This window comes from Plantibacter flavus, from assembly GCF_002024505.1.
GTDB classification, from domain to species: Bacteria; Actinomycetota; Actinomycetes; order Actinomycetales; family Microbacteriaceae; genus Plantibacter; species Plantibacter flavus_A.
On sequence record NZ_CP019402.1, the window covers coordinates 3,892,512 to 3,905,004 of the forward strand.

The following is a 12,493-nucleotide window of genomic DNA, read 5'->3' on the forward strand; positions in this document are numbered from 1 at the left end:
ATCGGGTTTTGAAACGTGTCAGAGTTGATCGCCGAGCGAGCTGCGACGCGCCCAGCCTGACGAAAGGACCAGCAGCCACGATGGTGACCACGAGCGCCCCCAGATTCGAGCACCTCCGCGAGGCCCGAGGGATCGGCGACGCCACCCCGAGGCTGAGCTGGACGAATCTGGCGCCCGCCGGCTGGGAGCAGCACGCCGCCGAGATCGAGATCACCCGCGACGGACGGGTCACGACCACGGGCCGGGTCGCCACCGGTGAATCCGTCCTCGTCGCCTGGCCCGCCGCTCCGCTCCGCTCGCGTGAGGTGGCATCGGTGCGCGTACGGGTGTGGGGCACCGACAGCGGCCCTGGCCAGGCGGTCGAGGTGGCCGACTGGAGCCCGGTGGCGACGGTCGAGGCCGGCCTGCTCGCACCGGGCGACTGGGTCGCGGTGCCGGTCGCAGCCGACTGGGATGAGGAGCCGGAGAGCGACACGCGTCGGCCACCGCTGCTGCGGCGGGACTTCACCGTCGGTGCCGACCTCGTGTCGGCGCGGTTGTACCTCACAGCGCACGGTGTCTACGAGGCGGAGATCAACGGTCGTCGCGTCGGGGACGAGGCGCTCGCGCCGGGTTGGACCAGCTACGCGAGCCGGCTGCGCACGGCGACGCACGATGTCACCGAGCTCCTGCACCCCGGCGACAACGCGATCGGCTCCTGGATGGGCGACGGCTGGTACCGGGGTCGACTGGGGTGGCGCGGTGGCTTCCGCAACCTGTTCGGCTCGGACCTCTCGCTCATCGCCCAGCTCGAACTCCGCTATGAGGACGGTCGCGTCGAGACCATCGCGACCGACGAGCACTGGCGCGCCTCGTTCGGCCCCATCGTCAGCTCCGGCAACTACGACGGTGAGCACTACGACGCCCGCGAGGAGCTCCCCGGATGGTCGGAGCCCGGCTTCGACGACCGCGGGTGGGCCGGCGTACGGATCGGCACACGCGACCCGGCCACCTTCGTCGCACCGCAGGGACCCCCGGTGCGCGCGACGCAGGAGGTCGCGCCGATCGCGGTCCTCACGAGCCCGAGCGGCAAGCGCATCCTCGACCTCGGCCAGAACCTCGTCGGTCGACTGCGGATCCGGGTCACCGGTCCGGCGGGCGAGACGGTCGTGATCCGGACCGCGGAGGTCATGCAGGAGGGCGAGATCTACACCCGTCCACTCCGCGAGGCGAAGGCGACCGACAGCTACACCCTCGCCGGCCGCCCGGCTCCGGCGGACGGCGGTCCCGCGGAGGAGTGGGAGCCGCGGTTCACGATCCACGGTTTCCGGTACGCGGAGATCACCGGATGGCCGGGCGATCTCGACGAAGCGGTCGCGAACGGCGACGTCGTCGCGCGGGTCTACCACTCCGACCTCGAGCGGACGGGCTGGTTCGAGAGCTCCGACGAGCGGGTGGACCGCCTGCACGAGAACGTGCTCTGGAGCATGCGTGGGAACTTCGTCGACCTCCCCACCGACTGCCCGCAGCGGGACGAGCGCGTGGGCTGGACCGGCGACCTGCAGGTCTTCGCACGCACCGCCTCGTTCCTCTACGACGTGTCGGGCATGCTCGGCTCCTGGTTGCAGGACGTCGCGGTCGAGCAGCACGAGGACGGCACCGTGCCCTGGTACGTCCCGTTCATCCCCGACGACGGCCAGTGGACGCCGAACCGACCAGGCGCGGTGTGGGGCGACGTCGCCGTCCTCACCCCATGGGTGCTCTACGAGCGCTTCGGCGACATCGGCGTCCTCGCGGCCCAGTACGACAGCGCGAAGCGGTGGGTCGACCTCGTCCACCGGCTCTCCGGCCCTAACCACCTGTGGAACGAGGGGTTCCAGCTCGGCGACTGGCTCGACCCGGCCGCACCACCGGATCGGCCGGCGGAGTCGCTCACCGACCGCCACCTCGTCGCCACCGCCTACTCGGCCTGGTCCACGGCGCACCTCGCGAAGACCGCCGCCGTGCTCGGTCGCATCGACGACGCCGAGCACTACGCCGAGCTCGCTGAGGCGACCCGCCGGGCGTTCCTCGCGGAGTACGTCGGCGAAGACGGGCTGATGACCAGTGATGCGCAGACCGCGTACTCGCTCGCGATCGCGTTCGAGCTCCTGCCGGACCCGGCGGCAGTGGACCGCGCCGGCGAGCGGTTGAGCGCCCTCGTCGCCGCCGCCGGTAACCGCATCGCGACGGGCTTCGTCGGGACGCCGATCGTCAGCGACGCGCTCACGACGTCGGGCCATCTCGACCGCGCCTACGACCTGCTGCTCGAGGACGAGTGCCCGTCCTGGCTGTACGCGGTGGGCCAGGGCGCGACCACGATCTGGGAGCGCTGGGACAGCATGTTGCCCGACGGGACCGTGAACCCGGGTCAGATGACCTCGTTCAACCACTACGCGCTCGGAGCGGTGGCCGACTGGCTGCACCGGGTCGTCGCCGGCATCGCTCCGTCCGCACCCGGCTACCGCTCGATCCTGTTCCGGCCCCGACCCGGCGGTGGGCTCACCCACGCCTCGGCCGTGCACCTGACGCCCTACGGTCGGGCGTCGATCGTTTGGCGGATCGAGGCTGACACGCTGCACGTCGAGGTCGAGGTGCCCACGGGGACGACGGCCGTCGTCGACCTGCCGGGCGCCGAGCCGGTGTCGGTGACGAGCGGTACGCACCGCTTCGAGGTGACGGTCGGGACAGTAGGCGATCCATTCAGAGGAATAGAACCGCTCCGCGCGACGCTGTAGTCAGCGTGAAGAAGATCGGGTTCCTGTCCTTCGGACACTGGCAAGACGTTCCGGGCTCCAGCGTGCGCACCGGACGTGACGCACTGCTGCAGAGCATCGACCTCGCGGTCGCAGCAGAGGAGGTCGGCGTCGACGGCGCCTACGTGCGCGTGCACCACTTCGCCCGGCAGCTCGCGTCACCGTTCCCACTGCTGGCGGCGATGGCGGCGAAGACCTCGACGATCGAACTCGGCACCGGTGTCATCGACATGCGGTACGAGAACCCGCTCTACATGGCCGAGGAGGCGGCGGCCACCGACCTCATCAGCGACGGCCGACTGCAGCTCGGCGTGAGCCGGGGATCACCCGAGACGGCGCTCCGCGGGTCGGAGTCGTTCGGCTACGTACCGAGCGACGACGAGACCGACGCGGACATCGCCCGCTCGCACACCGAGGTGTTCCGGGCGGCCATCGCCGGAGCCGGTGTGGCCCGCGCGAACCCGCAGATGACGGGGACGAACGGACTGCTCGCGATCCAGCCGCAGTCGCCGGAGCTCGGCGAGCGCATCTGGTGGGGTGCCGGCTCGCGGTCCACCGCGGTGTGGACGGCGGAGCAGGGCATGAACCTCATGTCGTCGACGCTCCTCACCGAGGACACCGGGGTGCCGTTCGACGAACTGCAGGCGGAGCAGATCCAGATGTTCCGTGACGCCTGGACCGAAGCCGGTCACGAGTGGCAGCCGCGGGTCTCCGTGAGCCGCAGCATCCTGCCGCTCATCGACGACGAGACGCGCCGCTACTTCGGTCTGCGCGCCCAGGCCGACTCGAAGGACCAGGTCGGACACCTCGACGGCGGACTCGCGCGCTTCGGCCGCAGCTTCATCGGCGAGCCCGACGTCATCGCCGCCGAGCTCGCGGCCGATGCCGCCGTGCAGGCCGCCGACACCGTCCTCGTCACTGTCCCGAACCAGCTCGGCGTCGCTTTCAACGCGCGCATCCTCGAGGCGATCGTCAAGGACATCAAGCCGTCCCTGGGGTAGCCCCCGAGGTTCACAACTCCTGCTGATCGCCCGTCGGCAGGCTGACATGCGCACCAGGCGCTGTCTCCACGGTCGACGGCAGACCATCCGCAGGAGTTGTGGTCACCTCGCTCAGGCCAACAGCTCGTCGAGCATTGTCGGCACCTGCCAGGCGCCGGCTCCGTCGCGCTCGAGCGGGAGCTCGGCGGTGATCGCCGGGCCGGCGGTCGGCAGCGGCGCGAGGATGCGCGGTTCCGGCTCCAGAACCACCTCGATGCCGGTCGCCTGCAGCTCCTCCACGTCGAGCACGATGAGCACGAGCGGCAGCTGGAGTGACCCGTAGACGCGCTCGAGCACTTCGGGCAGCCGGTCGGCGGTCGTCGCGTGGACGAAGCCGGCGTCGACGAACGGCACGGCTCGCGTCGACACCTCGTACTCGCCGAACGGCCGACTGGCCTCCCAGTCGTCGACGATCGCGACATGCAGGATCTTCGTCATCTCCACCCTCTCCATTTAATGAGACGTTACCGTATCATTAGAGCATGGAATCGAGACGTGGTCGCCCGACGGCAGCCGAACGCGACCGCCGCCGCGACGCGATCCTCGACGCCGCCATCCGCCGGTTCACCGAGTACGGGTACGGCGGGACGACGATCGAGGCGATCGCCGCCGACGCGGGCGTGACGAAGCGGACGATCTACACCTGGTTCGGTGATCTCGCCGGCGTGCTGACCGCGGCGGTCGAACGCCAGCACGGGTACCTCCTCGCGGCCGACGAGCCAGGCTCCGAGGCGGAGCCTCTCGAGGACGCGGCTGCCCGACTGGTCATCGCGCTGCACTCGGACGTCTCGGTCGCGCTGCACCGACTCGTGATCGCGGAGTCTCCGCGCTTCCCCGAGGTCGCCGCCGGTTTCTACGCGGCCGGCCCGGCCCGCTCGATCGCGTTCCTCTCCGGCCATGTCGGCGAGCGGGCGGAGCAGCTCTACACCCTGCTCCTCGGCGAACCGCATCGACGCAGGCTGCTCGGCCTGGCCGCTGCGCCGACGCCGGATGCAGCACGGGCGCACGCCCGCGCGTGCCTGGCACTGGTCTCCAGCAGGAGCCACCCACCGCGCGCTCAGCGGTCGTAGACCTCGCGACGGTGCGCGATCCGGAACACGGTCACCAGCACGACACCGTCCAGGATTTCGTAGAGGACGCGATAATCGCCGACCCGAATCCGCCATGCGTTCTCGAACCCAACCAGCTTGCGCGCACCAGTCTGTCGGGGGTCGGCCTCCAGCTCACCGATGGCGAGGAGCAGCCGTCGCCGCAACGGGGGATCGAGCTTCCTGACCTCACGAGCGGCAGCGGAGCTGAACTCGACCACGTACCTCGTCAAGCGTCGAGCTCGGCGCGCAGCTCGTCGAGTGAAACGCGGGTTCCATCGTCTTCAGCCTGAGCCGCCCGGAACTCCGCCTCGTCTCGTGCCGCCTCGAAGGACTCCAGCAGTTCGAGGTCCTCGACACTGATGACCACCGCGGCGAGCTTCCCGTGCCTCGTCACACCGATCCGCTCGTGCGCATAGCCGACCCGCCCGAAGACGTCTGCGAGGCCTTCACGAAGATCTCGCGTCGAGAGGGAGTGGGTGATCGTGTTCATCGCCCCATGGTATCAAACTGTGTACACAATTACATCTGTTCACAGATGGTGTATTCGGGGCATCAGCGTCCGGAAGTACGCTCAGCGGTCAAGCGTCACCACGTCGCTCAGGCCTGCGGTCGCGTCAGCGGCCAGGACGCCGTCCCGCGCGAAGTCGGCCCACATCTGACGCAGGAAACGGCCGCGTCGGTCGACCTCCTCCCAGGTCGCCGAGCCGATGAGCGCCGTACGACTCCACGACCGTTCGGTGCCGAGCAGGAGCGGCAGGTCGGTCACGTGCGACGCGCCGTACGGGCTGCCGGGCGGCGCCCAGCTGAGCTCGTACCGCGTGGCCCGACCACCCGACGCCCGATGCCGTTCGACGAACTTCCGGGCGTCGCGGGTGTAGGTCACGTGCGTGGTCGCGCCGACGAGCGCCCGCCGGATGGGGTCACCGACGAGCGGCGCCGAGGTCATGCGGGCGAAGGCCGGAATGAGCGGCACGTACAACCGGGTCTCCTCCGTCGTCGAGCCGATGAGCACGTCGATGCGCGACGCCGCCTCACGCCAGGCGGCGTCGCGGTCGGCCTCCGCCGGAAGCGGCGCGTGACCGTACTGGGTGCCGAACGCCATGCCTCCGCGCAGTCCGAACCGACGAGCGGCTCGCTCCACCCGCTCCTCGAGCGCCAGCAACTCGAACACCGGCGTGTCCCGTGTCGGGCTGCCCGCCGCTCGCATCATCGCGCTCGCCATCTTGGCGCGCCCACTGCTGATGCCGAGGGGCGCGCTCTGGATGATGGCCCGCTGGAAGAGTCCCGCGGTGCCGTCGCTGATCATGAGGTGCGCGATCGCATCGCCGCCCGCCGACTGCCCGAACAGCGTGACCGACGCCGGATCGCCACCGAACGCGCCGATGTGCTCGTGGATCCACCGGAGCGCGAGGACGAGGTCCAGCAGGCCGAGGTTCGCCGGCAGCGTCTCGCCGTCACCGAGGAAGCCGAGGATCCCGAGCCGGTACGTGACCGACACCACGATGACCCGCTGCTCGACGACCAGGCTGATCGGATCGTAGACGTCGAGGTCGCCGGCACCCGTGACGTAGGCACCACCGTGGATCCACACCATCACCGGCAGCGACTCGTCCGGCCGGGCGTCCGCAGGGATCGTGATCGAGAGCGCCTGGCAGTCCTCGGAGTCGACCATGCCCTCACCGGCGCCCTCGAGGACGGCCTCGAGCACCCGCGAGGAGCGCTGCGGTGAAGCAGGCGCCCGCTCGAAGGCCCGGAACGGCACTGGATCGCCGTCGGAGCCGACGGGAAGACCGATCTGCTCCGGCACCTCGAAGCGCCCCGCGCGGGCGTACGGGATGCCGCGAGCTCGCACCACCGCGCCGTCGACCCGCCCCAGGATCGTGCCGAGGGAGGTCTCGAAGCCGCGCACGTCCGCCTGCGGCATCGGAGGCGCGGAGGCCTCATTGCCAGGCGCTTCGGACGTCGGGCTCGCGTGTGACTCGGTCATCTGTCCACGCTATCCCCGAGCGGCCTGCGCACGACTCCTGCTCGACGGGCTCACACCGAAGACACGGCAGCCCGAACCGGGCCGAGCTGCTCGCCGATGGCCGGTCGAGCAGGAGTTGCAGACGACGGTCCTGTCTACGGAATGCGGATGTAGACCGGATCTCCCCAGATCGTCAGACGGTGCTGGACGTAGCGACCCCAGTCGGGAGAGTCGTACATGCCGCCCGCGCCGTCATAGATCGCGATGTGACCTTCCGGCCAGTAGAGCAGGTCACCGGCGACGGCCTCCGACGCCGAGATCTGCACGCCCGATGCGGCCTGCGCACCGGCACCGCGAGGCAGGGACACACCGAACGCCGCGAAGACGTACTGCACGTAGCCGTCGCAGGCGAAGCTGTCGGACGGGTCGTTGCCGTTGCCGTAGGGGACGACACCGACGAACTGCGCCGCGTAGGCGAGGATCGCCTCGCCGGATCGGGCGACGGCTGGGGCCGCGTAGGTGCGCCCCGCCGAAGCCGACGCGGACGACGAGGAGGCGGCGGATGCACTCGCGGCCGCCTCGGCTGCGGCAGCTGCGGCGGCGGCCGAGGCGGCGTCGACCTCCTCCTGGCTGGTCGCGCCGTAGCCGTCGCGCACGAAGGGCACATCGGTTGCGGTCGACGGCACGGAGTACGACACCGACTGCATCGTCGCCGCAGACGGGATCGCGCCACCGGTGGCCGCATCGACGTCGACGCCGGCAGCGGCCGCCGGCAGTGACACCGACACGAAGAGCCCGGTTGCGAGCGTCATGACGCCGAACGTGGCGAACGGCTTGGCGCGCTTCGCGAAGCAGCTCTTGGCGCGTGGGGCCGAGGGCCGCTTGGTGGGCACGAGGTCGACGTGACGTCGCTCCTCCTCGGCGGAGGCGGTCCAGCTGGCGTCCTCGAGGCGAGCCGCGCGACGGGCGGCCCGCGGGCTGAGGGCCACGTGGCGGCCGCCGGTCCGGGCGAGGGTCGCGGCCGGAGTGTTCGGGTCGCGGCGCTCGAGGGCGCGCGCAGGGGTGGTGCTGGTCATGTGCGGGGTACCGTCCTGGGTCTCGGTCGCGTCGGGGGCGCGCTCGGTTCATGCTCGGTGGGTGCAGCATCGCCTCGGCAGAGCCGTCCCTCGATGACCGCGGTCGACCGGTTGCCCGATCCGAGGAAGGCGAAACGGCCACCCTACGTGGGCCTCCCTGAAAGGAACCTCCGCTCGGCGTGGCCTGTGGAGGACCGATGAAGCCGGACCCACTGTCCTGCTAGCATCGTGCTAGCACTCCATTTCCGCGAGAGGTGACGACATGCCCACAGTGACCGTCCGCAATCTCGACGACGACACGAAGCGCGGTCTGCAACAGCTCGGCGCCTTGCACGGACGATCCATGGAAGCGGAGATCCGGGCGATCCTCGCCGCGGCTGTCAGGACGACGACGCCTGAAGACCTCCGCGCCGCCTCGGCCGCAGACATCGACCGACCCGGGCTGGCGGAGCGTATTCATCAGCGCTTCGTCGACCTCCACCTCGACGGTGAACTCGTCATCGAACTGCCCGAGCGCACCACGACCGTCCGACCGAATCCGTTCGAGGACGCTGCGAGCGCCGACGCGGATGACCAGACCCCGAGGTGATCATCCTCGACACGAACGTCGTCTCGGAACTGTTCAGACCACGGCCCCACCCGACGGTGGTCCGGTGGCTCGATCGGCAGGACGAGGCCGCCCTCCACCTCACGGCGATGACCGCTGCCGAGCTCCTCGAAGGAGCCCTGCGCCTCCCTGCAGGCGCTCGCCGATCGGCGCTCGTCGGGGCCGTGGCGACCGTGCTCGATGCCGACTTCGCAGGGCGCGTCCTCCCCTTTTCTGCGGAAGCCGCGCTCGACTACGCGGAGCTCATGACGACGCGACGCCGCTCCGGCAACCCGATCGGACCTCAGGATGCGATCATCGCGGCCATCGCGAGATCCTCCGACGCCGCGCTCGCGACGCGGAACACGCGCGACTTCGCGGGTGTCGGTCTCCGCCTCATCGACCCGTGGGTCCCCGACCACCCGGCGTGACGCAGGGTGGCACCAGACTCAGGCCGGGTCGACGCCGACCGTCGATTGCCGGACGACGAGCTCCGGTTGGAAGATGATCTGCTCGGGCACGCGTCGAGCGCCCGCGTCCGCCTCACGGAGCAGGAGCTCGACGGCGGTGTGGCCGATGAGCGCGCTCGGCTGACGGATCGACGACAGTGGGACGACCGCCGCCGACGCGAAGTCGATGTCGTCGTACCCGATCAGCGCGATGTCGTCCGGCACGCGCACCGAACCGAGCATGCTGAACGCCTGCAGGACCCCCATCGCGAGGAGGTCGTTGGCCGCGAACACCGCGTCGGGCCACTCGTCGCGAGGACGGTTCCGGACGGTCTCGCCCGCGGAACGGCCCTGCAGCACCGTCAACGCGGTGGTCTCCACGACCTCGAGGGAGACCTCGGCACCACCTGCCGCGGCTGCATCGACCGCCTGGCGCGCACCGGCGAGCCGATCGACGACCTGACGGAGCGAAGACGGACCGCCCACGACCGCGATGCGACGCCGACCGAGTCCGATGAGGTGCTCGACCGCGAGCCGCCCGCCCGCGACGTCGTCGACGGCGACCGATGAGAAGCTCGTGTCATCGGTCTGCCGGTCGACGAGGACCGTCGGCGTCCCGCGGTCGCGCAGCCGGCTGAGCCGGGTGAGATCGTCGCCGAGCGGGGTGATCAGGACGCCGGCGACCCGCTGCTCCTCGAAGAGGTCGAGGTAGGCGCGCTCGCGGTCGATGCTCTCGTCGCTGTTGCCGAGGAGGACCGACCATCCCTCGGCATCGGCTCGATCCTCGGCGCCGCGGGCGACGTCGGTGAAGAACGGGTTGCCGACGTCGAGCACGACGAGGCCGACACTGCGGCTGCGACCAGCCCGGAGCTGGCGGGCCGCGTCGTTCCGGACGAAGCCGAGCTCGTCGATCGCCGCGTGGACGCGGTCGACCGTGACGGGCGAGACCTTCTCGGGGCGGTTCAGCACGTTGGAGACGGTCCCGACCGAGACGCCGGCTCTCGCCGCGACGTCCTTCACGCTCGCGCTCACGGCTCCCCTTCGCCTGTCGGGCCCGCCGGGTGACGCCGGACGGGCTGGCTCATTGTTGCACGCAGGGCCTCCTCGCGCCCGCGCAGTCGGCTGTCCCCGGTCGTCTCCGTCCCCGACTCAGGAGTTCCCCGGCGCGGCGCCCGCACCCGCCCCCGACACACCGGGCGACTCCTGAGAACAGGCCACCCACCCACATCCGTCCCCGACTCAGGAGTTCTCCGGCGCGGAGCCCCCGCCCGCCCCCGACACACCGGGCGACTCCTGCGAACGGGCGACGATCAGGCGGGATCGCCCGGCCTGGCCGACGCGGCGGGCAAGGTGACGACGACCTCGAGACCGTGGCCAGGACGGTTGTGGAGCACGATCTCGCCACCCGCATTGCGCGCGATGGCGGCGACGATCGCGAGCCCGAGACCGGAACCGTGCCCGGAGGAACGCGTCGCGTCCGAACGGCTGAACCGCTCGAGCGCCCGCGGTTCGAAGGCCGGGTCGAGCCCTCCGGCGTTGTCCGAAACCCGCAGCGTGAGCTGACCACCGTCGTCGTCGAGCATGACCGACACATGGCGCACAGCACCCCCGCGCTCGGTGAACGCCTGCAGCGCGTTCCCCGCGAGGTTGTCGACGACCCGGCCGACCTCGTCGGCGCGCACGGCGTACACCGCCGCGCCATCCCCCGGCCCGCTCTCGGCGATCGCACTCACGTACTCGACCTCGATCCCGGCCAGCGCGTCGTCCGCGGCGACCCGGAACCGTGCGCGCTCGACCGCTTCGAGCACGTCGGCCTCCAGCCTGGCCGCGCTCGTCCGGTCCTCCGGCGTCGCCGCCTCGATGCGGGACAACTCGAGCAGCGAGGTGACGAGCGCCGACAGCCGCGTCGCACTGCGCTCGGCCCCCTCGATGTCAGCGAGCAATTGCTCGCGCGACGAGTCCTCGAGGCGCGCGAGTTCAAGCTGGGTTCGGAGGATCGCGAGCGGCGTCCGGAGCTCGTGACTCGCGTCGGACACGAGCTGCCGTTCGCGGTCGGCCGAGGCCCGCAGCCGCTCGATGAGGTCGTTGAGGGTGATCGCGAGCTGCGCGATCTCGTCGTCGGCACGGCCGACCGGCAGCACCTCGTCCGTCGACCGCTCGCTGAGGCTCTGCGCACTCACCCGGAGCCGGGTGACGGGTCGGAGCGACACCGTCGTCAGGATCCATCCGCCGGCCGCCACACCGAGGACGAGGAGCGCGAAGGACCCGACGAGGAGGAGCCGCATCTGGACGAGGACGGTCGTCTCCTCAGCCTCGTCGCGACCGGCGATGACGTACCAGGTGTCGCCACCGACGGTCACGGGCTGCGACAACAGGATGTAGGTGGCGGGACCGGCGTCGACCGTGGTGACCTCCCGCGTCGCGGCGAGCGCCGGAAGTTGCGCGGCGAGCGTCGTCGGCAGGCTGAAGACCGGGATGGAACCGTCGGGGGCGATGACGGCGATGCGGGTCCCGAGGCCGGGTCCCTGGAGCGGGTCGTCGGGTCTCGCCTGCAGCGCGAACACGTATTGCGCGCCGTCACTGCGGAGCGCCTGGACGGTGCCGTCGCGGACGATGCGCTCCAGCTGGGCGTTGATCGCGAGCCCGGCGAAGAGCGACACGACGACGGCGATGAGCAGACTGCCCCCGGCGATCCGCGTGCGGATGCCGTGGTGCCGCGTCGACCGGCGACGCTCCGCCGACACGCCCTCAGCTCCCTGCGGCGACGAGCGAGAAGCCCACGCCGCGGCTCGTCACGATGCGGACACCCGCCTCCGCCAGGTCGAGTTTGCGACGGAGACGACTGATGTACTGATCGACGACGTTCGGGTCGATGTTGTCGAAGGTCTCCCAGACCTCCCGCAGCATGGCCGCCCGGGAGACGACGACGCCCGGCTCGGTAGCGAGCACCCGGAGGACGTCGAACTCGGTCCCGCTCAGCGGCACGTCGTGGTCACCGACACGCGCGCGGTGCCGGTGCAGGTCGAGCGTCAGCCCACCGACCTCCAACCGCGGCTGCACGGTGAGCGCGTCCCGCCGCCGGACCGCGCGGATCCGGGCGGCGAGCTCGGCGAAGGCGAACGGCTTGATCATGTAGTCGTCGGCCCCCGCATCGAGCCCACGGACCCGGTCGTCCACGGCGTCGCGCGCCGTGAGCAGGATCACCGCGAGCGTCGGGTCGAGGCCTTTGAGCTCGCGGCAGACGGCGAATCCGGAGAGCCCCGGGAGCATGACGTCGACGACCGCGACCTGGAAGCCCGCGTCGCCACCGGACGCCGGCGCGATCGCCTGCCGCGCGAGGTCCAGTGCGGCCGGGCCGTCGAACGCCGTCGTCACGTCGTGGCCGTCCGACCCGAGACCGCGGGAGAGGAGGCCCGCCATCTCGCGTTCGTCATCGACGACGAGGATCCGCACGGTCGTCCTCCTTCGCCATCGAGCATCCACAGCCTAGGCGAGACGACCTGGGCACCGT

Annotated in this window: 13 protein-coding genes; 5 read left to right on the forward strand and 8 right to left on the reverse strand. The window is 70.8% G+C overall.

Annotation, left to right across the window (positions count from 1 at the left end; translation table 11 throughout):
• Positions 1-80 precede the first annotated feature (80 nt).
• Positions 81-2,756, forward strand: a complete 2,676-nt coding sequence (locus BWO91_RS17975; protein WP_079003555.1) for a glycoside hydrolase family 78 protein — start codon at positions 81-83, stop codon at positions 2,754-2,756.
• Positions 2,757-2,761: 5 nt separating this feature from the next.
• Positions 2,762-3,775 (forward strand): LLM class flavin-dependent oxidoreductase, encoded by a 1,014-nt coding sequence (locus BWO91_RS17980; RefSeq protein WP_079003556.1) that lies wholly within the window; start codon positions 2,762-2,764, stop codon positions 3,773-3,775.
• A 111-nt stretch (positions 3,776-3,886) separates the two neighbouring features.
• On the opposite strand, the gene BWO91_RS17985 is transcribed toward BWO91_RS17980, so the two are convergent.
• Complete coding sequence (locus BWO91_RS17985; RefSeq protein WP_079003557.1) at positions 3,887-4,252, reverse strand: DUF952 domain-containing protein; 366 nt, start codon at positions 4,250-4,252, stop codon at positions 3,887-3,889.
• Between the two features lie 44 nt (positions 4,253-4,296).
• On the opposite strand from BWO91_RS17985, the gene BWO91_RS17990 reads away from it, so the two are divergent.
• A complete protein-coding gene (locus BWO91_RS17990; protein WP_079003558.1) occupies positions 4,297-4,884 on the forward strand; it encodes a TetR/AcrR family transcriptional regulator in 588 nt (195 codons plus the stop codon).
• Here BWO91_RS17990 and BWO91_RS17995 read toward each other — a convergent pair.
• From BWO91_RS17995 to BWO91_RS18010, 4 genes are all read right to left on the reverse strand, one after another.
• A complete protein-coding gene (locus BWO91_RS17995) occupies positions 4,872-5,123 on the reverse strand; it encodes a type II toxin-antitoxin system RelE family toxin (RefSeq protein WP_240555578.1) in 252 nt (83 codons plus the stop codon). The genes BWO91_RS17990 and BWO91_RS17995 overlap by 13 nt on opposite strands.
• Positions 5,124-5,131: 8 nt before the next feature.
• A complete protein-coding gene (locus BWO91_RS18000) occupies positions 5,132-5,395 on the reverse strand; it encodes a type II toxin-antitoxin system Phd/YefM family antitoxin (protein ID WP_079003560.1) in 264 nt (87 codons plus the stop codon).
• Positions 5,396-5,476: 81 nt separating this feature from the next.
• Entirely contained in the window at positions 5,477-6,892 is a 1,416-nt protein-coding gene (locus tag BWO91_RS18005) for a carboxylesterase family protein (RefSeq protein ID WP_240555580.1), read from the reverse strand.
• A 134-nt stretch (positions 6,893-7,026) separates the two neighbouring features.
• Entirely contained in the window at positions 7,027-7,947 is a 921-nt protein-coding gene (locus tag BWO91_RS18010; RefSeq protein WP_079003562.1) for a C40 family peptidase, read from the reverse strand.
• 262 nt (positions 7,948-8,209) lie between these two features.
• Between BWO91_RS18010 and BWO91_RS18015 the strand changes: the two genes are divergently transcribed.
• Positions 8,210-8,536 carry a FitA-like ribbon-helix-helix domain-containing protein gene (locus BWO91_RS18015; protein WP_064295724.1) on the forward strand — a complete coding sequence of 109 codons (327 nt, stop codon included), beginning with the start codon at positions 8,210-8,212 and terminating at the stop codon, positions 8,534-8,536.
• Positions 8,533-8,964 carry a type II toxin-antitoxin system VapC family toxin gene (locus BWO91_RS18020; protein ID WP_079003563.1) on the forward strand — a complete coding sequence of 144 codons (432 nt, stop codon included), beginning with the start codon at positions 8,533-8,535 and terminating at the stop codon, positions 8,962-8,964. Before BWO91_RS18015 ends, BWO91_RS18020 begins: the two co-directional genes overlap by 4 nt.
• 18 nt (positions 8,965-8,982) lie before the next feature.
• Here the strand turns inward: BWO91_RS18020 and BWO91_RS18025 are convergent, their stop codons facing one another.
• The 3 genes from BWO91_RS18025 to BWO91_RS18035 form a co-directional block, all read right to left on the reverse strand.
• Positions 8,983-10,014, reverse strand: coding sequence for a LacI family DNA-binding transcriptional regulator (locus BWO91_RS18025; protein WP_205847547.1), 1,032 nt, complete (start codon positions 10,012-10,014; stop codon positions 8,983-8,985).
• 278 nt (positions 10,015-10,292) lie between these two features.
• Positions 10,293-11,726: a sensor histidine kinase gene (locus BWO91_RS18030; protein ID WP_079003564.1), complete on the reverse strand. Its 1,434-nt coding sequence runs from the start codon at positions 11,724-11,726 to the stop codon at positions 10,293-10,295.
• Between the two features lie 4 nt (positions 11,727-11,730).
• Positions 11,731-12,435, reverse strand: coding sequence for a response regulator transcription factor (locus tag BWO91_RS18035; protein WP_079003565.1), 705 nt, complete (start codon positions 12,433-12,435; stop codon positions 11,731-11,733).
• Positions 12,436-12,493: the final 58 nt, after the last annotated feature.